Here is a 24749-nt window from a genome sequence, read left to right as displayed (position 1 = left end):
ACCACCCGTTACGGTGGCAGCTGTGACAGCCGCGCTGCTGACCGACAAATACGAGTTGACGATGCTGGCGGCCGCGCTGCGTGACGGGACCGCCCACCGGCGCGCGACGTTCGAGATCTTCGCTCGCCGGTTGCCCGACGGCCGCCGCTACGGCGTGGTCGCGGGGACGGCACGCTTCGTCGAGGCGTTGCGCGAGTTCACCTTCGATGATGCGGCGCTGGCCGTGGTCGCCGACTTCCTCGACGACGACACCCTGCGGCACCTCTCCGGCTACCGCTTCCGCGGCGACATCGACGGCTATCCCGAGGGGGAGCTGTACTTTCCCGGCTCCCCGGTGCTGTCGATACACGGCACATTCGCCGACTGCGTGGTGCTCGAAACGCTGGCCCTGTCGATCTTCAACCACGACAGCGCGATCGCCGCGGCCGCCGCCCGCATGGCCTGGGCGGCCGCGGGCCGTCCGCTGATCGAGATGGGGTCGCGGCGCACCCACGAACAGGCGGCCGTCGCCGCCGCCCGGGCCGCCTATCTGGCCGGATTCACCGGAAGCTCCAACCTGGAGGCGCAACGCCGCTACGGAGTCCCCGCGATGGGGACCAGCGCACACGCCTTCACACTGCTGCACACCACAGACGACGGCCCGGACGAGGTCGCCGCGTTCCGCGCCCAGGTCGACGCGCTCGGCGCGGACACCACCCTGCTCGTCGACACCTACGACATCACCGCGGGCGTCGCCAACGCCGTCGAGGTGGCCGGTCCGCAGCTGGGTGCGGTCCGTATCGACTCCGGCGACCTCGGGGTGCTGGCCCGGCAGGTGCGCGCCCAACTCGACGGCCTCGGCGCGACCGGCACCCGCATCGTCGTGTCCGGCGATCTCGACGAGTTCGCGATCGCCGCGCTGCGCGCCGAACCGGTCGACATCTACGGCGTCGGCACGTCGGTGGTCACCGGATCCGGCGAGCCGACGGCGGGCATGGTCTTCAAGCTCGTCGAGGTCGACGGCCTGCCGGTCGAGAAACGCAGCAGCCACAAGGAATCCCACGGCGGACGCAAACAGGCGGGCCGGCTGGTCAAACCGTCCGGCACCATCGTCGAGGAGGTGGTGCACCCGTTCGGCGCGCCGCCGCCCGAATCCGGGGACTACGAGTTCCGTCCGTTGACGGTGCCGCTGGTCCGCGCCGGTGAACCGGTCGGCGAACTGGGCCTCGGCGCGGCCCGCGAACGGGTCGCCGCCGGACTGCACAGCCTGCCGTGGGACGGACTGAAGCTCTCCCGCGGCGAGCCGGCGATCTCCACCCGGATGATCGCGCCCGCCCGCCGCGGCGGACGACCCTAGGAGTGGCCACGGGCAACGACGACCCCAGTACCCGCGTCACCGAACTGCTCGCCGCGGCCGTGGCTGCGGTCGGGGGCGCCGAACGCTCCGGCCAGGTCGAGATGGCCCGGCTCGTGGCGCGCGCCTTCGACACCGGTCAACACCTGGCCGTGCAGGCCGGCACCGGCACCGGCAAGTCACTGGCCTACCTGGTGCCCGCGATCGCCCACGCGGTGTCGGCGAGGCAGCCCGTGGTGGTGTCGACCGCCACGATCGCCCTGCAGCGCCAACTCGTCGACCGCGATCTGCCCCGGCTCGCGGACGCGCTGACCGGTGCGCTGCCCCGACGGCCGGCGTTCGCCCTGCTGAAGGGGCGCGGAAATTACCTGTGCCTGAACAAGATCCACAACGGGACCACGGGGACCACGGACGCCCCGGACGACCGCCCGCAGGAGGAGCTCTTCGATGCGGTCGCGGCGACCGCGCTGGGCCGGGACGTGCAGCGGCTGACCAAGTGGGCGTCGGACACCGAAACCGGTGACCGCGACGAACTGCGACCCGGCGTCCCCGACCGGTCGTGGCGTCAGGTCAGCGTGTCGGCCCGCGAGTGCATCGGCGTCACCCGCTGCCCCTACGGCACCGACTGCTTCGCCGAGAAGGCCCGCGGAAAAGCCGCCGACGTCGACGTGGTGGTGACCAACCACGCGCTGCTGGCGATCGACGCGATGTCGGACGCCGCGGTGCTGCCCGAACACAGCGCGGTGGTGGTCGACGAGGCCCACGAGCTGGCCGACCGGGTGACGTCGGTGGCGACCGGTGAACTGTCGGCGACCTCGATGGGCATCGCGCACCGCAGGGTGGCGCGGTTGGTGGACGGCGAGCTGGCGGATCGGCTGGAGGCGGCGGTCGCCACCGTGTCGTCGGCCATCCACGACGGGACGCCCGGGCGCATCGACCGGCTCGACGAAGAGCTCGCCACCTATCTGACGGCGCTGCGCGATGCGGCCGACCGGGCGCGGACGGCCATCGACACCGCACCCAGTGATCCGAAGGCCGCCGCGGCGCGCAGCGAGGCGGTGACCGCACTGACCGATGTCCGCGACACCGCCTCCCGGATCCTGGACTCCTTCGTCCCCGCCATTCCCGACCGGCTCGACGTGGTGTGGCTCGACCACGAGGGCGGTGGCTCCGGATCGGTCAGCGCGATCCTGCGGGTGGCCCCGCTGTCGGTGGCCGGCCTGCTGCGCACCCGCCTGTTCGACCATGCGACGACAGTGCTGACCTCGGCGACCCTCACCGTGGGCGGCAACTTCGACGCCATGGCCCGGGGATGGGGCCTGGCCGAGACGAAGTGGCACGGAGTCGACGTCGGCTCGCCGTTCGATCACGCCAAGGCCGGCATCCTCTACGTCGCCGCGCACCTGCCGCCGCCCGGCCGCGACGGCACGGGTTCGGCCGAGCAGCTCAAGGAGATCGAAGCGCTGATCACCGCCGCGGGCGGGCGCACGCTCGGGCTGTTCTCCTCGATGCGCGCGGCGAAGGCCGCCGCGGAGGTGATGCGGGAGCGCCTCGACACCCCGGTGTTGTGTCAGGGCGAGGACACCACGTCGGCGCTGGTGGAGCGGTTCGCCGCCGATCCGCAGACGTCCCTGTTCGGCACGCTGTCGCTGTGGCAGGGCGTCGACGTGCCGGGTCCGTCCCTGTCGCTGGTGCTCATCGACCGGATTCCGTTCCCGCGGCCCGACGATCCGTTGCTGACCGCCCGGCAGCGGGCGGTCACCGCCCACGGCGGCAACGGGTTCATGGCGGTGGCGGCCTCGCACGCCGCGCTGTTGCTCGCCCAGGGCGCGGGCCGGTTGCTGCGCCGCACCGACGACCGCGGTGTCGTCGCCGTACTGGACTCGCGGATGGCCACCGCCCGATACAGCGGATACCTGCGCGCGTCCCTGCCTCCGTTCTGGGCCACCACCGACCCGACCCGGGTGCGCGCCGCCCTCGAACGGCTCCGTGCCGGCGCCTGACATCTATTGTTCAGGGGACTCGACCCGGGAGGCGCCCACATGAGCCGACGGCAGATGTTCGGCGCCGGGGTCCTCGCGGTGGCGGCGATGGTGGCCGCAGGCTGCTCGACGACGCTGCAGGGCCGTCCCGTGTCGGTGTTCGACGACCCGTTCCGCGTGGCCGGGATGGTGGCCACCGACGGCCCGACGGGTCTGCGTCCCGACGCCGAGGAGCCCCGCCGCGAGGTCACCGACTCCGACGGCGGGGATACCGATGCGCTGGCCGCCGCGGCGATCAGCGATATCGAGGAGTTCTGGGCGCAGGCCTATCCGGAGACGTTCGACGGTGCCGAGTTCACCCCCGTCGACGCGCTGGTGTCCTGGGATTCGGCTGATTACGACGGCATGTTCTGCGGCGCCGACACCATCGGTCTGGTCAACGCCGGGTTCTGCCTGGTGGACAACACGATCGGCTGGGACCGCGGCGAACTACTCCCCGCGCTGCGGGCCGCGAACGGCGATATGGGGGTGGCGATGGTGCTCGCCCACGAGTACGGCCACGCCGTCGAGCACCAGGCCCGGCTGAACCGGCGCGACACCCCGATCCTGGTGTCCGAACAGCAGGCCGACTGCTTCGCCGGGGCCTACATGCGCTGGGTGGCCGAAGGGTCGTCTCCGCGCTTCACCTTGAGCACGAGTGACGGTCTGAACGAAGTGCTGTCAGCCGTCATCGCGTTCCGCGACCCGTTGTTCAGCGAGAGCGACGAGCTCGCCGGCATCGACGAGCACGGCTCGGCGTTCGAACGCGTGTCGGCATTCCAGTTCGGCTTCACCGACGGTCCCGGCTCGTGCGCGGCGATCGACCTGCGCGAGATCGGCCAGCGCCGCGGCGATCTGCCGGTGCTGCTGCCGGAGGACCAGACCGGCGAACTGCCGGTGACCGCGGACTCCGTGCGCTCGATCGTCGACGCGATGAACATCGCCTTCCAGCCGGCCCGGCCCCCGAAGCTCGACTTCACCGCCGAGGCCGCCGACACCTGCCCGGATGCGCGCCCCAGCCCGCCGGTGTCCTACTGCCCGGCCACCAACACCCTCGTCGTCGACCTGCCGGGACTGGAGGTGATGGGCGCCCAGCAGGAAGACGTCGGGACCAGCGGCCTGGCGACGGGCGACAACACCGCCTACTCGGTGTTGATGTCGCGCTACCTGCAGGCGGTCCAGCACGAGCGCGGTCTGGTGCTCGACACCGCGGAGGCGGCGCTGCGGACGGCGTGCCTCACGGGGGCCGCCACCACCGAGCTGACCCGCAACGTCACCACCCCCGACGGCAACACCATCGCCCTGACCGCGGGCGATCTCGACGAGGCGGTGTCGGGAATCCTCACCAACGGGCTCGCCGCGAGCGACGTCAACGGCGAGTCGGTGCCGTCCGGTTTCGCCCGTATCGACGCGTTCCGCGTCGGTGTCCTCGGTGACGAACAGCGGTGCCTGGCCCGCTTTCCCTGACACCTCAGCCGGGCATGCGCACGACGAACCCGGCTTCCAGCGCCACCCACAGCACGCCGTCGGGACCGATCGCCAGACCGTGCGGTTCGCTTCCCTCGGGCAGATCCATGGTCACCACGTCACCGTCGCCGCTGACCCGGGCCAACTGGTCGGCGCCCCACAGGCTCACCCACACCCCGTCGGCGGGGTCGGCGACGACCGCGTGCGGTTTACCGGGCAGCTCGATCTCCTGCAGCGCCCCGTCGAGCGGGATCCGGCCCAGCCGGTCGCCGAGGATCTCGGTGAACCAGATCGAGTCGTCGTGGGTGGCGGTGATGCCCACCGGCCCCGACCCCGGTGTCGGCAGCGCGCGCAGCGTCACCCCGCCGGCCGGGTCCAGCCGACCGATGGCGTTGCCCTGGTTGAGCGTGAACCACAGCGCATCGTCGGGCCCGCGGGTGATCATCGACGGGGTGCCGCGAACCGTTGCACACCCGCTGACCTCGCCGTCGACGGTGATGCGGCCGATACCGCCCGAACCCATCTCGGTGAACCACAGGGCGCCGTCGGCACCGACGCAGATGCCGAACGGCGCGCTGCCTACGGCGAGCGCGAACTCGGTGAGCTCACCGGCGGTGGTGATGCGACCGATCCGGTCGTCGCCGTTGCGGGTGAACCACAGCGCCCCGTCTGGTCCGGACGTGATGAGCGACGGGCGCGCGCCGGCACCCACGGGGAAGCGGTCGACGGCACCGTCGGGCCCGACCCGCGCGATCGCCCCATCGTGCACGAGCGTCACCCACATCGCCCCGTCCGCTCCGGCCGCCAGCGCGTAGGGGCCTCCCCCGAGCTCGCGGACCGCGCTCACGCCAGTGCGACCAGGCCGAGTTCGTTGTCGGCGGCCAGCAGGCGGTGATGCGGGAGCACGCGGACGGTGTAGCCCACCGGCCCGGCCACCGGCAGCGGCGTCGTGGTCTCGAAGATCTCGCGGCCGCCGTCGGCGGTGCCGGTGTGCTCCATCGGCACCGCCACGGGATCGAGCAACGTATCGCTCGCATCGACCCGGCCGATCACCGCCTGCACGGACACCTCGTCGGGTTGCAGACCCGCCAGCGCCACCGTCGCGGTCAGCGTCAGCTCCGAGTTGATCAGCGGGGTGTCGGGAAGTCCGGAGCTGTCGACGTCGCTGATCGTGACCTTCGGCCACGCCAGCTGCACCCGGCGCCGGTAGTCGGCCAGTGCGCTTGCGGCACCGAATGTCACCCCGTCGGCGGCCTCCACGGTCTGCCGCAGCGACTGTGCGGCAGGCGCGTAGTACTTCTGGGTGTAGTCACGCACCATCCGCGACGCCAGCACCTTCGGGCCCAGCACCCGCAGGGTGTGGCGCACCATCTCGACCCAACGCAGCGGTATGCCCTGTTCGTCGCGCTCGTAGAACCTCGGGGCCACCGACTGTTCGACGAGGTCGTAGAGGGCGGCGGCCTCGAGGTCGTCGCGACGCGTCTCGTCGGCCAGGCCGTCGGCGGTCGGGATCTCCCAGCCGTTCTCGCCGTCGAACCACTCGTCCCACCAACCGTCGCGGATCGACAGGTTCAGCCCGCCGTTGAGCGCGCTCTTCATGCCGGAGGTACCGCACGCCTCCAGCGGCCGCAGCGGGTTGTTCAGCCAGACGTCGCAGCCGTAGTACAGCTGCCGCGCCATCGACATGTCGTAGTCCGGCAGGAACGCGATGCGGTGGCGCACCTCGTGGCGGTCGGCGAACCGCACCACCTGCTGGATCAGCGCTTTGCCGCCGTCGTCGGCGGGGTGCGATTTGCCTGCCACGATCAGCTGCACCGGCCGCTCCTTGTCCAGCAGCAGCTTCTCCAGCCGGGCCGGATCGCGCAGCATCAGCGTCAGCCGCTTGTAGGTGGGCACCCGGCGGGCGAAGCCGATGGTCAGCACATCGGGATCGAAAGCCGTTGCGATCCAACCCAGCTCAGCTTCGGCCGCACCCCGTTCCAGCCAGGACCGGCGCAACCGCGCCCGGACGTCCTCGACCAGCGAGCGGCGCAGTTGCGAGCGGATCCACCACAGGTGACCCGGATCGACCTCCTTGAGGCGCTCCCACGTGTCGGTCTCCCGCAGGGGACCCAGGTCCTGGCTGCCGAGCAGTTCACGGCCGAGTTCCAGCCACTGCGGCGCCGCCCACGTGGGGGCGTGCACCCCATTGGTGATCGAGCCGATGGGCACCTCGTTCGGATCGAAGCCCGGCCACAGCTCGTTGAACATCTCCCGGCTGACCCGGCCGTGCAGTAGCGAGACACCGTTGGCCCGCTGCGCCAGCCGCAGCCCCATGTGGGCCATGTTGAACTTCGACAGGTCTTCCTCGGCGCCGAACCCGATGATCCGGTCCAGCGGCACCCCGGGCAGGAGCTGGTCGGCGCCGAAATACCGCTTGATCATCTCGACCGGGAACCGGTCGATTCCGGCGGGCACCGGGGTGTGCGTGGTGAACACCGTCGAGGACCGAACCACCGTGAGCGAGGTGTCGAAATCGAGTCCCGCGTCGATCAATTCGCGGATGCGCTCCACGCCGAGGAAGCCGGCGTGGCCCTCGTTCATGTGGAAGACCTCCGGTGACGGCAAACCCTCCACCTTGGTGAACGCCCGGATCGCCCGGACACCGCCGATACCGGCGAGGATCTCCTGTTTGATCCGGTGTTCCTGGTCGCCGCCGTACAGGCGGTCGGTGACCCCGCGCAGATCGTGGTCGTTCTCGGGGATGTCGGAGTCGAGCAGCAGCAACGGGATCCGCCCGACCTGGGCCACCCAGACCCGCGCGCGCAGCGAGGCGTCGTCGGGCATGGCCAGTTCGACGAGCACCTGGTTGTCGTCGGCGTCGGTCAACAGCCGCAAGGGCAGCCCCTGCGGATCCAGCGACGGATAGTTCTCGTGCTGCCAACCGTCGGCGGTCAGCGACTGACGGAAATATCCGGAGCGGTAATACAGGCCGACCGCGATCAGCGGCAGACCGAGATCGGATGCCGACTTGAGGTGGTCACCGGCGAGGATGCCGAGGCCGCCCGAGTAGTTCGGCAGCACCTCGGCAACGCCGAACTCCATCGAGAAGTACGCGATGCCGTTGGGCAGCGCCTCGCCGTGCTCGACCTGCTGCTGGTACCACAGCGGGCGGCTCAGGTAGTCGTCGAGATCGGCGGCCAATTCGTCGAGACGGCGGACGAACGCGTCGTCGCGGGCGAGTTCGTCGAGCCGGCTCGGTTTCACGCCGCCGAGCAACGCCACCGGATCGCAGCCGATCTGCTGCCACAGCTTCGGGTCGATGTCGGCGAACAGATCCTGGGTGGGTTTGTCCCACGACCAGCGCAGGTTGATCGACAACCGCTCGAGCGCGGTGAGACGGTCGGGAAGGTGGGCTCGGACGGTGAACCTGCGCAGCGCTTTCACGTGGCTTTACCTTACTGGCTTATCCGCGACCCGCAGCGTCTCACCGATTCGTTGACCTGCTTCGGGTTGGGCCGCGCACTACGGTGGGTATAGGGCGCGGGAAAGGTCAACAGGGACCTGTCGACACCTAACCGACAAGTGTGGCCACACCGACGATGCTGGTGGCCGCGCCGATTTCAGAGGAGTGATGTGGCCGGCCGTATCGGAATCGATGACGTCGCGCCCGTGGTATCCGGCGGGAGGTATCCGGCCAAAGCGGTGGTGGGAGAAGTAGTGCCGGTGAGCGCCACGGTCTGGCGTGAGGGTCATGACGCCGTGTCCGCGACGCTGGTGGTGCGCTATCACGGCACGACCTATCCCGACCTCGCCGACGCCCCCGTGGGCCGGCTGGGTACCGCAGAGGCCGTCCCGATCGAGGACGTCGTTCTGCCGTCGCCGCGCATCAAACCGCAGGCGCTGCCGATGAGCGAGGGTCGTATGCCGGATGTGTTCCACGGGCAGTTCGTCCCGGACACCGTCGGGCTGTGGACCTACCGCGTCGACGGCTGGGGCGATCCGATCGCGACGTGGCGGCACAACGTGACCGTCAAACTCGACGCCGGGCAGAGCGAGTCGGAGTTGGACAACGACCTGCTGGTGGGCGCCCGCCTGCTGGAGCGCGCCGCCACCGGCGTGCCGCGCCAGGACCGCTACCCCCTGGCCGAGGCCGTGGAGCAGTTGCGCACACCCGGTGACCCGTTCACCCGGGCGGGCGCCGCGCTGGCGCCCGACGTCACGGCGTTGCTCGATCAGTATCCGCTGCGCGAATTGGTCACGCGCGGAGAGCAATACGGGGTGTGGGTAGATCGTCCGCTGGCCCGTTTCGGCTCGTGGTACGAGTTCTTCCCCCGGTCCACCGGCGGGTGGGACAGCCAGGGCAACCCGGTGCACGGCACCTTCGCCACCGCGACCAAGGCGCTGCCCCGCGTCGCCCGCATGGGTTTCGATGTCGTCTACCTTCCCCCGATCCACCCGATCGGCAAGGTGCACCGCAAGGGCCCCAACAACAGCGTCACCGCCGGGCCCCACGACGTCGGCTCGCCATGGGCGATCGGCAGCGACGAGGGCGGGCACGACGCCGTCCACCCTGAGCTGGGCACCATCGACGATTTCGACGAGTTCGTCGCCGCAGCGCAGGCCGAAGGCCTCGAGGTGGCACTGGACCTGGCGCTGCAGTGCGCACCGGACCACCCCTGGGCACGCGACCATCCGGAGTGGTTCACCGTGCTGCCCGACGGGACCATCGCCTACGCGGAGAATCCACCCAAGAAGTACCAGGACATCTATCCGCTCAACTTCGACAACGACCCCGCCGGGCTCTACATGGAAGTGCTGCGGGTGGTCCGTTTCTGGATCTCGCACGGGGTCAAGGTATTTCGTGTCGACAACCCCCACACCAAACCGCCCAACTTCTGGGCGTGGCTGATCGGGGAGATCAAGAACGAAGACCCCGACGTGCTGTTCCTGGCGGAGGCGTTCACCCGGCCGGCCCGGCTGTACGGGTTGGCGAAACTCGGCTACACGCAGTCGTATACGTACTTCACGTGGCGCACGTCGAAGGCCGAGTTGACCGAGTTCGGCGAGCAGATCGCCGAACACGCCGACTACGCGCGGCCCAACTTGTTCGTCAACACCCCCGACATCCTGCACGAGAGCCTGCAGCACGGCGGTCCGGGCATGTTCGCGATCCGCGCGGTGCTGGCGTCGACGATGAGTTCGGTGTGGGGTGTGTACTCCGGTTACGAACTGTTCGAACACCGGGCCGTGCGGGAGGGCAGCGAGGAGTATCTGAACTCCGAGAAGTACGAGCTGCGCCCACGTGATTTCGACGCCGCGCTGGCCGACGGTGAGTCGCTCGAACCATTCATCGCGCGCCTCAACGAGATTCGCCGGGTGCACCCCGCACTGCACGAACTGCGCACCATCAAGTTCCACTTTCCGGACAACGACGCGGTCCTGGCCTACAGCAAGTTCGACCCGGCCACCGGTGACCAGGTTCTCGTCGTGGTGACACTCAACCCATTCGGGCCCGAGGAGGCCACGGTGTGGTTGGACATGGCCGCATTGGGAATGGAGCCTTACGACAGGTTCTGGGTGCGCGACGAGATCACCGGAGAGGAATACCAGTGGGGACAGTCGAACTACGTGCGCATCGATCCCGCCCGGGCGGTGGCGCACGTGCTCAACATGCCCCAGGTGCCCGCCGATCAACGACTCAACCTGCTGCGTAGGGAGTGACACACGCATGGCCAAGACAAAGCGAGTGACCGAGGACACCAAGAACACGGTGAGCCCGCATCTGCGGCCGCACACCGCCGATCTGAACCGGCTGCTGGCCGGTGAACACCACGACCCGCATTCGATCCTCGGGGCGCACGAGTACGACGACCACACCGTGATCCGCGCCTACCGTCCGCACGCGACGGAGGTCGCCGCCGTCGTCGGCGGTGAGCGCCACGTCTTCACCCATCTGGAGGCGGGCCTGTTCGCGGTGACGCTGCCGTTCAACGGGCTGATCGACTACCGCCTCGAGGTGAGCTACGACCACGGCGGGGACCAGCCGCACGTGCACCACACCGCCGACGCGTACCGGTTCCTGCCCACGCTGGGCGAGATGGACCTGCACCTGTTCTCCGAGGGTCGCCACGAACGGCTGTGGGAGGTGCTCGGCGCCCACCCCCGCAGCTTCGACACCCCCGACGGCGTCGTCGACGGCGTGTCCTTCGCGGTGTGGGCACCCAACGCCAAGGGCGTTCAGCTCATCGGCGACTTCAACCACTGGGAGGGCAACGAGGCGCAACTGCGCGTCCTCGGCTCGACGGGGGTGTGGGAGCTCTTCTGGCCGGACTTCCCGATCGACGGCCTCTACAAGTTCCGCATCCACGGCGCCGACGGCGTGGTGAGCGAGCGTGCCGACCCGATGGCCTTCGCCACCGAGGTGCCCCCGCAGCGGGCGTCGCGGGTCACCACGAGCACCTACACGTGGAACGACGACGCGTGGATGACGCAGCGCGCCGCCCAGAACCCGGTGTTCGAGCCGATGAGCACCCTCGAGGTCCACCTCATGTCGTGGCGGCCCGGCCTGTCCTACGTGGAGCTCGCCGACCAGCTGACCGAGTACGTCGTCGAACACGGGTTCACCCACGTCGAGATGCTGCCCGTGGCCGAGCACCCGTTCGGCGGATCGTGGGGTTACCAGGTCACGTCGTACTACGCGCCGACGTCACGGCTGGGCACGCCGGACGAGTTCCGATACCTGGTCGACCGGCTGCACCAGGCCGGCATCGGGGTCATCGTCGACTGGGTTCCCGCGCACTTCCCCAAGGACGCCTGGGCGCTGGGCCGGTTTGACGGCACCGCACTCTACGAACACGCCGACCCCCGCCGCGGTGAACAACTCGACTGGGGCACATACGTTTTCGACTTCGGCCGGTCCGAGGTGCGGAACTTCCTGGTCGCCAACGCGCTGTACTGGCTGCAGGAGTTCCACGTCGACGGACTGCGGGTCGACGCCGTCGCCTCGATGCTCTACCTGGACTACTCGCGGCCCGAGGGCGGCTGGACGCCGAACATCTACGGCGGCCGGGAGAACCTCGAGGCCGTGCAGTTCCTGCAGGAGATGAACGCCACCGTGCACAAGGCCAGCCCGGGCATCGTGACGATCGCCGAGGAGTCGACGTCGTGGCCCGGCGTGACCCGTCCGACCAATCTGGGCGGGCTGGGCTTCTCGATGAAGTGGAACATGGGCTGGATGAACGACACGCTGGCGTTCATCAGCCGCGACCCGATCCACCGCAGCTTCCACCACCACGAGATGACGTTCTCGATGCTCTACGCATTCAGCGAGAACTACGTGCTGCCGATCAGCCACGACGAGGTGGTGCACGGCAAGGGCACGCTGTGGGCACGGATGCCCGGTGACGATCACCGCAAGGCCGCGGGCGTCCGCCAGCTGCTCGCCTACCAGTGGGCGCATCCCGGTAAGCAGTTGCTGTTCCAGGGTCAGGAGTTCGGCCAGCGCGCGGAGTGGTCCGAGGAGCGCGGCGTCGACTGGTACCAGCTCGACGAGAACAGCTACTCCGGCGGCATCCTGCGGATGATCTCGGACATGAACCGGGTCTACACCGGGCGCCGGGCGCTGTGGTCGTACGACTCCAGCCCCGAGGGTTACTCGTGGATCGACGCCAACGATTCGACCAACAACGTGCTGAGCTTCCTGCGCTACGGCGACGACGGGTCGGTGCTGGCGTGTGTGTTCAACTTCTCCGGCGCCGAGCACAGCCAATACCGGCTGGGACTTCCGCACGCCGGGACGTGGCGTGAGGTGCTCAACACCGACGCCGCCGACTACAACGGTGCGGGGATCGGCAACTACGGCGCGGTCCAGGCGACTGACGAGCCGTGGCACGGCAGGTCCGCCTCGGCGGTGATGGTGCTGCCGCCGCTGTCCGCGCTGTGGTTCGAACCGGTGCCCGCCGAGGCCCCCGTGGAGCAGGAGCCTGCGACCGACCCGCCGCTGTCGTAACGCGCCTCGAGACTGCGGGGAGATCGCCGATAACGCTCGGACGGCGATCTCCCCGCAGTCTCGGCGTCAGTACCTGATCAGGTCCGACGGTCGCTGCTTGTCCTCACCGGTACCAGGACTCGCCAGTCCGGTCAGAGCCGAACGAGTGGCGCGCTCACCCGGTATCCGAGATCACGCAGGATGCCGATCTCGAAAGGGCTCAGCACCCTGATACCGAGCCCCGGTTCCGCCACGGCATTCATCAACTTCTGACCCGTGCCCGTGAAGGTGCGGTCATCGAGGTGCCCCATCGAGCTGCCAGACTCCCACGGGTCCGGCGTGAAGAGCGGCACGAATCCGCCGTACGCAGAGACAGCGTTGACTCCGCCGAAGAACAAGCCGCCGTCGCCGCCTGTGAGAGCCGGATCGAAGTCGGTGTTCCATCTGAAGTCACTGTCGAACGGCCTGGCACGATCGCGCGTCACGACGAAGCCGGCGAAAACCGACCAGTTGTCGCCGACGTTGTGACCGGGCTGGCGGATTCTCGAGCTGAATCCGAACGAGTGCACCACCTCGTGCATGGCCGTTGAGATGAAGTCGAATTCACCGGGGCCAACGGTGTCACCCAGCGCCCATGCGCTCCCGAAATTCCACTCGATCTCGCCGTCGGCGGCCGCACCGTTCGCGTCAGCGCCGGTGAGCATTTTGTGCTGGACAACCGTCGGCCAGAAGCCGGGCTCCTCGCTGATCAAATCGCTGTAGGCCGATGCCAAGACAGAGGATTTCTCGTCCTCCATACCTGTGACGTCGTAGGCGAGGACGACCGGGGAAGTCACGAGGAAGTACTCGACCAGATCGTCCGCCGAGGTTTGCAACGCCTGTACGCGTTCGGGGGTCCAGTGCTCCTGTCCCCTGACGAATGAGAACTCGAACCTGATGGCGCGCTGGTTGACCAGGTTCGTGGCGTGAGCGCCGACCGCGCGGAAAGGGTCGACGAGATTGATGTGCGGTCCGACGTCGACGGCGAGGACGCGGAAGGTGTCGACCCCGTTGAAGTCCGCTCCCGGCGTGTAGGTGTAGGTGCCGTCGGCGTTGAGGTGCACCGATCCTGATCGCGGTCCCCTGGTGACGACGTAGATCAGCCGGTCGCCGTCCGGGTCGATCGCACCGACGTTGCCGACGACCGGTCCGTCGACCTTGCCGCTGATTTGGACCGGCGCAACACTCGGAGCCTGGTTCAGGAAGGTGCGTCGGGCCGTCCAGAGAGCCCCCTCGACGTGGTACTTGGCCTGGTTGTCGACCGGCAGGGAGTTGATCCAGCCCTGAGACGAGGAAGTCCAGTTGTCGATCGCCCGCCCGGTGACCTCACTCCAGCTGCCCACCGACGCCCTAGGCGCCACCGACCGTGCCTGTGGTTGTGACTTCGCCTCCGGCGCAACGGCTTCCGAGGAATTGGACACGGCCGATGCGGCGTCGTCAGCTGCGGAAGCGTCGTCGGGTCCGGGATTGTCGGAGTCGTCGACCTGCTCGTCGGCCGCCACCTCGCCCTCGGTGTCTTCGCCATCGATGTCTGTGTCGATGCCCTCGTCGTCAGCGTCTTGGTCGTCAGCGTCCTGGTCGTCAGCGTCCTGGTCGTCAGCGTCCTGGTCGTCAGCGTCTTGGTCGGTGTCCTTCGCGTCCTGTTCGGTGCCGTCGGCCGCATCCGTCGACGCAGATGGGGTGTCGCCATCCGACCCGGACGCGCTCGACGTCGTCGAGGACTCCCCCGCGGTGTCTGCGGCGGCTGTACCCACCTGCGGACCCAGCAGCGAGAAGCACAGCAACCCCGCACCGACGCCGGCCGACGCCGCCCCCAGCTGCAACCAGCGCCGGACCGCGAAGCCCTCCGAACGGCGCCCACCCCGACGAACCCCCATGATTTTGACCCCCTCGTTATTTACCTGCGGGAAGCTACACCGCTGGCGAGTGACCTTGCGGCAAATTCGTTGATTTCGCAACCGCATGCCGAATTCGCCGTCTACCCGTTGATCGCCTGCCGCTTGCGAGCATGTCGGCCTCACCGCTCGAACGCACGTTCTCCGTCACCAACTGTCCAGCGATATCCACGCTGGCGGCAACCGCATCGCGCGGCCCCGGTGGTGGCGGTGCGGAAGACCGACCCGCCGCTGTCGTAAACGCGCTGCGAGACTGCGGGGGAATCGCCGATAACGCTCGGACGGCGATCTCCCCGCAGTCTCGGCGTCAGTACAGGGCGTTGGCGAGCTTGCGACGGCCCGCGATCACCTCGGGGTCGGCCGGGTCGAAGAGGTCGAACAGTTCGATGAGCCGGGTGCGCACCCGCGTGCGGTCGTCGCCGGCGGTCCGCTTGACCAGCGCGATGAGCCGATCGAAGGCGGGTTCGACGTGCTGCTGCAGGATTTCGACGTCCGCCGCGGCGAAGGCGGCGTCGACGTCGTCCGGTGCGGCGTCGGCCAGGTCCACGGCGTCCGGTCGCTGCGTCGTCGCACGCTGCAGGAACACGATCTGCCGCACCGCACCCTTGGCCTCGGTGTGGTCGGGCTGGGCGTCGAGGATCGCCTGATAGGCGTTCAACGCGGCGTCGAAGTCACCTTCGTCGAGGTAGGCGCGCGCCTGCGCGACCTCGGGGTCCACCTGTTCGGGCTGATCGGGATCGCCGGAGCCGGCGAGCTTGCCCACGGTCGCGTCGAGCAGTGAGTCGATCCAGCGCCGCAGCTGATCGGCCGGCTGGGGGCCCTGGAAACTCGAGACCGGCTGTCCGCCTGCGAGGGCGACGACCGTCGGCACCGCCTGCACGCCGAACATCTGCGCCACCCGCGGGGTGGTGTCGACGTTGACCGTCGCGAGCGACCACGTGCCGGCGTCGGTATTCGCCAACTCGGCAAGCGTCTGGCCGAGCGCCACGCTGGAGTCGCTGCGGGGGGACCACAGCAGCACCACGACGGGCATCTGGCTGGAGCGGACGAGCACCTCGGCTTCGAGATTGGCCTCGGTGATCTCCACCCCGCCGGGACCGCCCGCGCCGGATGCGGCCGCATCGGGGGCGGGGCGTTGCTTGAGCGCGGACAGATCAACCGCACCGGCCAATGCCGGCCCGATGGGAGGTCGTGGACGTGTCACACGGACAAGTCTGTCACGTCGTTTCGGTTGCGGGGCGGCCCGGCCGACCCGTGGCCGAGACGGTGACGACGCCACTCATCCGGTCGGAGCGCTCGGCCCATATGAGGAAGATCACAGTACCCAGCGGCACGATGCTGGCCAGCAGCGCCAGCAACCATGTGCCGATCCCCCACCTGAGGGCGAGGCCCGCGACGACGGCCGCCACGAGGAACGCGACGAACACGCCGCCGTGGACCGGACCGAAGACCTTCACACCCACCTCGGTGCGCGGGCTGCCGAGGTACTTGAAGTACATCCCCAGCAACAGCCCGACCCAGCTGACCGCCTCGAGGAGGCCGACGAGCCGGAGCCAGCCGACGGGGGTTCGCAGATCGAAAGCGCCAGACATGGCCGCCATTGTGCCCTAACGGCGCTGCGATTACTACAAGGCGTCGTAGAGGTGGGGCTCAGGGGCGCCGCAGGATCAGCGCGTCGCCCTGACCGCCCGCTCCGCACAGCGCCGCCACGGCGTAGCCCGAACCCTTGCGCGCCAGCTCGAGCGCCGCGTGCAGCGTGATGCGGGCGCCCGACATGCCGATCGGGTGCCCGATCGCGATGGCGCCGCCGTTGACATTGACCTTGTCCGGATCCACACCGAGCTCCTGGGTGGAGGCCAGAGCGACGGCGGCGAAGGCCTCGTTCAACTCGATGACGTCGAGCTGGTCGACGCCGATGCCCTCCTTGGCGATCGCCTTCTTGACGGCGTTCGACGGCTGGGACTGCAGGGTCGAATCGGGCCCGGCGACCACACCGTGCGCCCCGATCTCGCACAGCCAGTCCAGTCCCAGCTCCTCGGCCTTGGCCTTGTTCATCACGACCACCGCGGCGGCACCGTCGGAGATCTGCGACGCCGAACCGGCGGTGATGGTGCCGTCCTTGCGGAACGCCGGCTTCAGCCCGCCCAGCGAATCGGCCGTGGTGTTGGCCCGGATCCCCTCGTCCTCGCCGAACTCGAGCGGATCGCCCTTGCGCTGCGGGATCGACACCGGCACCACCTCGTCGGCGAACACCCCGTCCTTCCACGCCGCGGCGGCCCGCTGATGGGACTGCGCCGCGTACTCGTCCTGCTGCGTGCGGGTGAACTGGTCGACGTCGTTGCGCTGTTCGGTGAGCGCACCCATCGGCTGATCGGTGAAGACGTCGTGCAGGCCGTCGTAGGCCAGGTGGTCGACCGCGGTGACGTCGCCGTACTTGTATCCCGAGCGGCTGTTCATCAGCAGGTGCGGCGCCTGGCTCATCGACTCCTGGCCGCCGGCCACCACCACGTCGAACTCACCGGCGCGGATCAATTGGTCGGCCAGCGCGATCGCGTCGATACCGGAGAGGCACATCTTGTTGATGGTCAGCGCGGGCACGTCCCACGGGATGCCCGCGCCCACCGCGGACTGGCGGGCAGGCATCTGCCCGGCGCCTGCGGTGAGCACCTGGCCCATGATCACGTACTCGACCGCTGATGCGGCCACGCCCGCCTTCTCCAGCGCGGCCTTGATGGCGATGGCGCCGAGATCGCTGCCCGAGAAGTCCTTCAGCGAACCCATCAGCTTGCCGACCGGCGTACGGGCTCCAGCAACGATCACAGACGTCGTCATGACTACCTCCAAGCGAGTTTCGGGCGGCTCCGACGGGGCTATACAGCGGGCGAGAAGTGTTCGGAACCGATGCCGTTAGGTTACCTTTGCGATATGACTGCCGAGCAAACTGACGCCCGTCCAGTGCTGGCCACCGCCCTGGTGACCGCGATCGATCACGTCGGTATCGCGGTGCCGGATCTGGACGAAGCGATCAGGTGGTACCACGACCACCTCGGCATGATCGTGCTGCACGAAGAGGTCAACGAGGAGCAGGGTATCCGCGAAGCCATGCTGTCGGTGCGGGGCGCCCCCTTGGGCAGCACCCAGATCCAGTTGATGTCACCGATCGACGACTCCTCCACGATCGCCAAGTTCCTCGACAAGCGCGGTCCCGGCCTGCAGCAGTTCGCCTACCGCGTCAGCGACCTCGACGCGCTCTGTGAGCGGCTGCGCGAGCAGGGCGTCCGGCTGATCTACGACGAGCCCCGCCGCGGTACCTCGGACTCGCGCATCAACTTCATCCATCCCAAGGATGGCGGCGGCGTGTTGATCGAGCTCGTCGAGCCCGCGGCCGAGCAGCACTAGGACCATCTGCGCGTCGGGCCCCGCGTCGCCCGGTGCGCCCAGCACGGCGTGTGCCAGTGCCGGCGGTCGTCGACCGACGCCTCCCCCGCTTCCGCTGGCCAGACCACGACATGTGCTGTGCCCGGCCGGATTTCGTGGTCGCACCCCGGGCACCGGTAGGTCTTCGTCGCCCGGGAGCCCGCCACCGGCCGGACCTCGTAGGACAATCCGTCGGGACCCGTCTCGACACGCCTGTCGTCGAACACGGGAGGCAGCGGACGCGGCCGCCTCGGCGGGGGCCGACGCCTGGGCATGAAGGCAGTCTAGGGTCAGAACAGCCGGAACTCGTCGCTGTCCATACCGCGCATCCGGTCGTAATCGAGTATCAGGCAACGAATCCCACGGTCGGTCGCCAACGTGCGCGCCTGCGGTTTGATCTGCTGGGCGGCGAACACACCGGCGACCGGCGCCAGCAGGGAGTCGCGGTTGAGCAGCTCCAGATAGCGGGTGAGTTGTTCGACCCCGTCGATCTCCCCGCGCCGTTTGATCTCCACGGCCACCGAGCGTCCGGCTTCGTCGCGGCACAGCAGGTCCACCGGTCCGATCGCGGTCATGTACTCGCGGCGCACCAGCGTGTAGCCGGCGCCGAGCAACTCGACGTGCTCGGCCAGCAGCTTCTGCAGGTGCGCCTCGACGCCGTCCTTGACCAGCCCGGGGTCCACCCCGAGTTCGTGGCTGGAGTCGTGCTCGATCTCCTCGACGGTGATCCGGAGCTGTTCGCCGGCCTTGTTCTCCACGACCCACACCGGGTGGGCGTCGCCCGCCTCCTCGATGAGGCGGCACGGCGGGCTCATCCAGTTCAGTGGTTTGTAGGCCCGGTCGTCAGCGTGCACCGAGACCGAACCGTCGGCCTTGAACAACAGCAGTCGGCGGGCAGAGGGCAGATGGGCGGTCAGTCGACCGATGTAATCGACCGTGCACTGGGCGATGACGAGACGCACCCGCACAACATTAGGGTCTGTGCACGCGCGCAAATTAGGCTGGCGGCACAATGAACGCGACGACAACCGCCAGGAAAAGCGTTCCACAGCGTCTGGGCCTGCTCCTGGAGAAGGTGACCAGGCAGAGCGGGCGGCTGCCGGACACGCCCGATTACGGCTCCTGGCTGTTGGGAAAGCCCGAAGAAAGCCAGTATCGCCGACGCATTCGCATCCAGGTCATCCTCACGTTCTTCATCCTGTTCACCAACATCCTGGGCATCGGAGTCTCTCTGCTGCTCAACGCCGTTGCCATCCCTGTGCCGAGCGTCTTCTCCGACGCGCCGGCGTGGTTGACCTGGGGCGTGGTCCCCGCGTACATGGTGGTTGCGCTGGCATTCGGCACGGCGTGGATCACCTCACATACGGTCCGCTCGTTGCGGTGGGCCATCGAAGAGCGCCCTCCCACCCGGACCGACCAGCGCAACGTGTTCCGAGCGCCGTGGCGGGTCGCGAAGATGCTGCTTCTCTTCTGGGGCGTCGGTACCGCGCTTCTGACGGTGCTGTACGGCCTGCAGAATTCGGCGTTCATCCCGCGGTTCCTGTTCGCCGTGGGTTTCCCCGGCATCGTGGTGGCCACTGCCTGCTACCTCATCACCGAATTCTCGCTGCGCCCGTTTGCCGCCCAGGCGCTCGAAGCCGGCCGCCCCCCACGCCGGTTCGCGCACGGGGTCATGGGCCGCACCATGACCGTGTGGCTGCTCAGCTCCGGTGTGCCCGTGCTCGGCATCCTTCTGCTCGCCGTGTTCTCGCTCTCGATGCAGAATCTGAGCACCACTCAGTTCGGTGTCGCCGTGGCGATCATCGCGCTGGTGGCGCTGCTGTTCGGGCTGATCCTCATGTGGCTGTTGTCCTGGCTCATCGCGACGCCGGTGCGAGTGGTGCGCGCCGCGCTCAAGAACGTCGAACGGGGCGACTTCGACTGTCAGCTGGTCGTTTTCGACGGCACCGAGCTCGGCGAGCTGCAACGAGGTTTCAACAAGATGGTCGAGGGCCTGCGCGAACGCGAAAGGGTGCGCGACCTGTTCGGCCGCCATGTCGGCCGGGAGGTCGCCCTGGCGGCCGAGAAGGAGCAGATCGAGCTGGGCGGCGAGGAACGCCATGCCGCAGTGGTTTTCGTCGACATCATCGGATCGACGCGGATGGTCACAAGTCGGCCGGCCGCGGAGATCGTCGAACTGCTCAATCGCTTCTTCGCGGTGATCGTCGACGAGGTGGATCGCCATCACGGCCTGGTGAACAAGTTCGAAGGTGACGCCGTGCTGGCGGTATTCGGCGCTCCGGTCGCTCTCGAGAACGCCGAGGACGAGGCGCTGTCCGCGGCGCGGGCCATCGCCACGAGACTGGCCGATGAGGTACCCGAATGCCAGGCAGGCATCGGTGTCGCCGCCGGCACGGTGGTCGCGGGCAACGTCGGCGCCAAGGAACGCTTCGAGTACACGGTCATCGGCGAGCCCGTCCACGCAGCCGCCAGGCTCTGTGAGCTGGCGAAGACCACGCCGGACCGGCTGGTCGCGTCGTCTGACACCGTCGACAACGCCACCGACGCCGAGCGGCCCCACTGGAGGGTGGGCGACTCGGTGACCCTGCGCGGCCACGACGAGCCCACCCGGTTGGCCCTGCCGGCCTGACACTCAGACGCCGCGCAGCGTTCCGTCCAGATACTCGCCGCGGCATGCCCCGCGGGCCAGCTTGCCGCTCGTGGTCCGCGGGATCGCGCCGGCGGGGACGAAGCGCATCTCGGCGACCTCCAGCCCGTGGCGCTGCCGGACCGCGGCGCGGATCGCGTCGATCGCGGGGGCCGGGTCGGTGCGGCGGGACCCCGACGCCCGCTCGGCGATGATCACCAGGTGCTCGCCGTCGTCGGCGGGCACGGTGAACGCGGTGGCGTGGCCGGCGCGGACCAGCGGTGAGGCCTTCGCCGTCGTCGCCTCGATGTCCTGCGGGTAGTGCTGACGGCCGTCGATCACCACCAGATCCGCAAGGCGTCCGGTGACGTACAGCTCGCCGTCGAGGTAGGTCCCCAAGTCACACGTTTTCAGCCAGCGCGCATCGACTGCCACCCCGTCGGCATGGCCTGCGGCGCCGAGCCGGGATCTCAGTTCGGCACAGAAGGTCGCGCGCGTGTCGTCGGGCCGTCCCCAGTAACCGCGGCCGATGTTCTCGCCGTGCAGCCAGATCTCCCCGACGTGCCCGTCGGGCAGTTCGTCACCGGTGTCGGGGTCGACGATCACTGCCCACTGACTGCGTGCGACCTGACCGCAGGACACCTGTGCCACAGCGCTTTCCGCGTCGGCGGGAACACGCACCGCCCGCCCGGACGTCAGCTGTTCGCGGTCGAGGTGGACGACCGATGCCCGCGCGGCGGGGGCGATGGTCGACACGAACAGCGTCGCCTCGGCGATGCCGTAGGACGGTTTGAACGCCGTCGCCGGCAGACCGTGCGGAGCGAACGCCGCGTCGAAGGTGTCGATGGCCTCGATGCTCACCGGTTCGGAGCCGATGATCAGGACCACGTTGCTCAGGTCGATGTCCTCCCCCGGCTCGGGCAGTCCGCGCTGCGCGGCCCACTCGTAGGCGAAGTTGGGGGCGGCGGTGACGACGCGCCCGTGGCGGGATCCGTCGGCCAGCGCGCGGATCCACCGCTGCGGGCGGCGCAGGAACGCCGTCGGCGACATCAGCGTGGAGTGCCCGCCGTAGACGGCCGGGAAGCCGATCATCGAAAGGCCCATATCGTGGAAGAGCGGTAACCAGCTGACGCCGTGGGTGTTTCGGTCCAGCAGGTCGATCGACAGGATCATCTGCAACAGATTGGTGCCGACCGCACGGTGGGTGATCTCCACGCCGACCGGGGGCCGGGTGGCACCGGAGGTGTACTGCAGATGCGAGACGTCGTCGACGTCGATCGGCTTGTCCTCGAACGTCTCTCCGGCGGAATCCGGGATCTCGTCGACGAGAACGACCTCCGGCCTCGGCATATCCGTCAGGTCGTCGAGGAAGCTCTCGACGGCGCCGGCCGCGGTGGTGGTCGTGAGCACGACGGCGGGGCGGGCGTCGCCGAGTGCGGTGTGGAGGCGTTCGGCGTGGCCCTGCAGTTCGGGAGCGAACAGCGGCACCGCGATCGTGCCCGCCTTGATCGCCGCGAAGAAGCCGGTGACGTAGTCGAGGCCCTGGGGTGCGAGGATCGCCACGCGGTCCCCGCGGCAGGTGAGCTGCTGCAACCGCGCACCGATCGCCCGTAGCCGCACACCGAGTTCGGTCCAGGTGAGTTCGACGGTGCGCACATCGTCCGTGCCGGTGTGGTCGAGGTAGCGATACGCCACCGCGTCACCGACACTGGCGATGTTCCGGTCGATCAACGAGATGAGCGTGACACCCGGCGGCAGCACGATGTTGCCCTCGGCGTCCAGGCAGTCCTCGATCTTCAGCAGACCTTCCTGAACCACCTGTCCCGGACCGCCACTCATGCCGACGAGTCTAGGGATGCACCCGATGCGGCTAGGAGGCGAGCAGGTCGTCGATCTGGTTGATCGCCGACGTCGTACCTTCGACCACGCCCATGTCCAGCACCTGCTGCAGGGCCTCGGCTGACTCGAAGGTGCTCACGTAGACCGCACGGGTGCCGCCGTTGTGCTCGGTGAAGGTGTAGACGTTCTTGAATACCGGCAACTTCGAATTCGGGACGAAGTCCTCGTCGGCGAAACCGTCGTCGAACGAGAGACTCCTCGGCTCGTCGACGGCAGTGATGCGCCAGTAGCCGGCGTGCTTGTCACCGTCCGGGCCGGTCATGAAGTAGGTGACGCGCCCGCCGACCGTGAGGTCGTGATCGACCACGGTGGCCGGATAGGTCGGCGGCCCCCAGATCTTCTCCAACTGACGAGGGTCGGCGTAGATCTGCCAGATCCGCTCGACCGGCGCGGCGAAGTCGGCGGTGATGGTCAGGGTCAGATTGTCGAGGTCCTGTTGGACGTCGGTCACGGGCATGGTCAGTCCTCCTTGGGCGGATCGGTTGCGAGAAGTTCGTCGATGCGGGCGATGCGGCCACGCCAGATCTGTTCCAGCTCAGTGAGCATGGCCGCCACCGACCGCACCGCCGCCACGTCACCGCTGGCCAACTGCTCACGACCGCGGCGCCGCTTGGTGAGTAACCCGGCTTTCTCGAGTACGGCGACATGCTTCTGCACCGCGGCGAAGCTCACCTCGTATTTGAGCGCGAGGGCGGAGACCGAGTGCTCCCCGGCGAGCACCCGGCGCATGATGTCGCGCCGGGTGGAGTCGGCGAGTGCGTGGAACAGGGCGTCCGCCCGGTCCTCGTCGATCACGGTCACCACCTCAACTTACAACCAACTGGTTGTAGGTTGTCAAGTGTTCAGGTTCCGCGAGGTGTTCCTGCGAGCTGTCGGATGAAGCTGATCTCATCGTCGTCGTGGGCCCGCCCGTCGGGGTGGATCAGATCGCTGAACCACGTCTCGGGAAGCGTTTCGTGAGGCTGCTTCCACGAATCCCACGGCAGGTACGTCTGTGTCCGCCCGGCGACGAAGCCCCAGTTGTAGGCCGCGACGTTGCGCCTCTTGGCGACCGGCAGGATGCCCTGCACGGTGCTGCCGAGGTTGCGCGCCAGGTACTCGGTGCAGAGGATCGGCCGACCCAGCGGCGTGAGTTCGTCGATGCGGGCCTCGAACTCGTCGGGATCACCGTAGCTGTGAAAGCTGATGACGTCGGAGTGTTCGAGCTGCAGGCTGCACACCGTGCTGCGGCTCCCGGGATTCCGCCAGTGCCCCTGCCACACGCCACTGGTCAACGGCTGAATGGGACCGACGGCGCGCACCCACTGGAACACGTGCGGCAGGAACGCGGCGACCAGTTTCTGCTTGTCCTCGTGTTCGACCTTGCGGTAGTCCTTCGCGGGATTGTCCGGCTCGTTCCACACGTCCCACCCGAGGACGCGCGGATCGTTGCGGAAGAGGCCCACCACCCCAGTGACGTAGCTCTGCAGCACGCGGGTGTAGGCCGGATCCTGCAGACGATGGGCTCCCGGGCTCTGCACCCATCCGGAGTTGTGTACGCCCGGTATAGGTGCTCGCTGACGGCCGGCTCGAGGCAAGGGGTCCCAGCAGGAGTCGAAGAGGACGAACAGCGGCTTGATGTTGTGGCTCGCCGCGATGGCGACGAACTGCGAAAGCCGGCGGCTGAAACCCGCCCGGTCGGCGGCCCACAATTGATCGTGGAGAAACACTCGCATCGTGTTCATCCCGATTCGCTTGGCCACGCTGAGCTCACCGTCGATGCGACGCGGATCAAATGTCTCCGCCTGAAACATCTCGAGCTGGTTCACGGCGTTCGACGTGACGTAGTTGGCGCCGAGCAGCCAGCCCTGTTGCGAATACCAGGCGTTGGCGCGGTCAGCAGACCACCGAGCTGTCTGCGCAGAGACGAGGGGCGACTTGGTCAGTGCCGCGGCTGCTGCGAAGTACAGCGGAATCTTGAGGATGTCTCGCCGGTGCACGACGTGACCATAGTTGCGGTTGCCAGGCCGAACCGGACGGCGGGTCAACCCGCAATGCAACAGGTTTCGAATCGTTACCCAATGCACGACCATGTCCGATTTCC

The 24749-nt window shown here is 68.5% G+C and carries 19 protein-coding genes; 7 read left to right on the top strand and 12 right to left on the bottom strand.

What is annotated here, in order from left to right; translation table 11 throughout:
* Positions 1-61 precede the first annotated feature (61 nt).
* Genes I7X18_RS08885 through I7X18_RS08875 form a run of 3 tightly spaced genes read left to right on the top strand, consistent with a single transcriptional unit; the run spans position 62 to position 4821 of the window.
* Positions 62-1336: a nicotinate phosphoribosyltransferase gene (locus I7X18_RS08885; protein WP_232375489.1), complete on the top strand. Its 1275-nt coding sequence runs from the start codon at positions 62-64 to the stop codon at positions 1334-1336.
* Between the two features lie 2 nt (positions 1337-1338).
* Entirely contained in the window at positions 1339-3336 is a 1998-nt protein-coding gene (locus I7X18_RS08880) for an ATP-dependent DNA helicase (RefSeq protein ID WP_193046914.1), read from the top strand.
* 39 nt (positions 3337-3375) lie between these two features.
* Positions 3376-4821: a neutral zinc metallopeptidase gene (locus I7X18_RS08875; RefSeq protein ID WP_193046913.1), complete on the top strand. Its 1446-nt coding sequence runs from the start codon at positions 3376-3378 to the stop codon at positions 4819-4821.
* Positions 4822-4825: 4 nt separating this feature from the next.
* Here I7X18_RS08875 and I7X18_RS08870 read toward each other — a convergent pair whose 3' ends face one another.
* A complete protein-coding gene (locus I7X18_RS08870) occupies positions 4826-5668 on the bottom strand; it encodes a Vgb family protein (protein ID WP_193046912.1) in 843 nt (280 codons plus the stop codon).
* On the bottom strand, positions 5665-8247 hold the full coding sequence (locus I7X18_RS08865) for a glycosyltransferase family 1 protein (protein ID WP_193046911.1): 2583 nt from the start codon (positions 8245-8247) through the stop codon (positions 5665-5667). The genes I7X18_RS08870 and I7X18_RS08865 overlap by 4 nt, the downstream gene beginning before the upstream one ends.
* A 189-nt stretch (positions 8248-8436) precedes the next feature.
* On the opposite strand from I7X18_RS08865, the gene I7X18_RS08860 reads away from it, so the two are divergent.
* Entirely contained in the window at positions 8437-10524 is a 2088-nt protein-coding gene (locus I7X18_RS08860) for an alpha-1,4-glucan--maltose-1-phosphate maltosyltransferase (RefSeq protein WP_193046910.1), read from the top strand.
* A 7-nt stretch (positions 10525-10531) separates the two neighbouring features.
* A complete protein-coding gene (glgB, locus tag I7X18_RS08855) occupies positions 10532-12811 on the top strand; it encodes a 1,4-alpha-glucan branching protein GlgB (RefSeq protein WP_193046909.1) in 2280 nt (759 codons plus the stop codon).
* A 131-nt stretch (positions 12812-12942) separates the two neighbouring features.
* On the opposite strand, the gene I7X18_RS08850 is transcribed toward glgB, so the two are convergent.
* From I7X18_RS08850 to I7X18_RS08835, 4 genes are all read right to left on the bottom strand, one after another.
* A complete protein-coding gene (locus I7X18_RS08850; RefSeq protein WP_193046908.1) occupies positions 12943-14706 on the bottom strand; it encodes an Ig-like domain-containing protein in 1764 nt (587 codons plus the stop codon).
* 325 nt (positions 14707-15031) lie between these two features.
* Entirely contained in the window at positions 15032-15928 is an 897-nt protein-coding gene (locus tag I7X18_RS08845; RefSeq protein WP_193046907.1) for a tetratricopeptide repeat protein, read from the bottom strand.
* Between the two features lie 13 nt (positions 15929-15941).
* Positions 15942-16325 carry a DUF3817 domain-containing protein gene (locus I7X18_RS08840; RefSeq protein ID WP_193046906.1) on the bottom strand — a complete coding sequence of 128 codons (384 nt, stop codon included), beginning with the start codon at positions 16323-16325 and terminating at the stop codon, positions 15942-15944.
* A gap of 49 nt (positions 16326-16374) precedes the next feature.
* Positions 16375-17556, bottom strand: coding sequence for an acetyl-CoA C-acetyltransferase (locus tag I7X18_RS08835; RefSeq protein ID WP_193046905.1), 1182 nt, complete (start codon positions 17554-17556; stop codon positions 16375-16377).
* Between the two features lie 93 nt (positions 17557-17649).
* On the opposite strand from I7X18_RS08835, the gene mce reads away from it, so the two are divergent.
* A complete protein-coding gene (gene mce, locus I7X18_RS08830) occupies positions 17650-18123 on the top strand; it encodes a methylmalonyl-CoA epimerase (protein WP_193046904.1) in 474 nt (157 codons plus the stop codon).
* On the opposite strand, the gene I7X18_RS29545 is transcribed toward mce, so the two are convergent.
* Together I7X18_RS29545 and nucS are read right to left on the bottom strand one after the other, a co-directional pair.
* A complete protein-coding gene (locus I7X18_RS29545) occupies positions 18120-18416 on the bottom strand; it encodes an Rv1322 family protein (protein ID WP_226863872.1) in 297 nt (98 codons plus the stop codon). The genes mce and I7X18_RS29545 overlap by 4 nt on opposite strands.
* A 15-nt stretch (positions 18417-18431) precedes the next feature.
* The gene (gene nucS / locus I7X18_RS08825) at positions 18432-19103 is read right to left on the bottom strand and encodes an endonuclease NucS (protein ID WP_193047269.1); all 672 of its coding nucleotides are present in this window, start codon (positions 19101-19103) and stop codon (positions 18432-18434) included.
* Between the two features lie 50 nt (positions 19104-19153).
* Here nucS and I7X18_RS08820 point away from each other — a divergent pair, with 50 nt between their 5' ends.
* Positions 19154-20770, top strand: coding sequence for an adenylate/guanylate cyclase domain-containing protein (locus I7X18_RS08820; RefSeq protein WP_193046903.1), 1617 nt, complete (start codon positions 19154-19156; stop codon positions 20768-20770).
* A 3-nt stretch (positions 20771-20773) separates the two neighbouring features.
* Here I7X18_RS08820 and I7X18_RS08815 read toward each other — a convergent pair whose 3' ends face one another.
* Genes I7X18_RS08815 through I7X18_RS08800 form a run of 4 tightly spaced genes read right to left on the bottom strand, consistent with a single transcriptional unit; the run spans position 20774 to position 24645 of the window.
* Entirely contained in the window at positions 20774-22606 is a 1833-nt protein-coding gene (locus tag I7X18_RS08815) for a fatty acyl-AMP ligase (RefSeq protein ID WP_193046902.1), read from the bottom strand.
* A gap of 31 nt (positions 22607-22637) precedes the next feature.
* The gene (locus tag I7X18_RS08810) at positions 22638-23123 is read right to left on the bottom strand and encodes an SRPBCC family protein (protein ID WP_193046901.1); all 486 of its coding nucleotides are present in this window, start codon (positions 23121-23123) and stop codon (positions 22638-22640) included.
* 2 nt (positions 23124-23125) lie between these two features.
* Positions 23126-23467: an ArsR/SmtB family transcription factor gene (locus I7X18_RS08805; protein WP_193046900.1), complete on the bottom strand. Its 342-nt coding sequence runs from the start codon at positions 23465-23467 to the stop codon at positions 23126-23128.
* A gap of 41 nt (positions 23468-23508) precedes the next feature.
* On the bottom strand, positions 23509-24645 hold the full coding sequence (locus tag I7X18_RS08800) for a cellulase family glycosylhydrolase (protein WP_198730539.1): 1137 nt from the start codon (positions 24643-24645) through the stop codon (positions 23509-23511).
* Positions 24646-24749: the final 104 nt, after the last annotated feature.

Origin of the sequence: Mycolicibacterium baixiangningiae (genome assembly GCF_016313185.1) — a bacterium.
Lineage (GTDB): Bacteria > Actinomycetota > Actinomycetes > Mycobacteriales > Mycobacteriaceae > Mycobacterium > Mycobacterium baixiangningiae.
The sequence above is the reverse complement of the archived record's forward strand: the minus strand, read 5'-3'. Positions and strand labels throughout refer to the sequence as shown.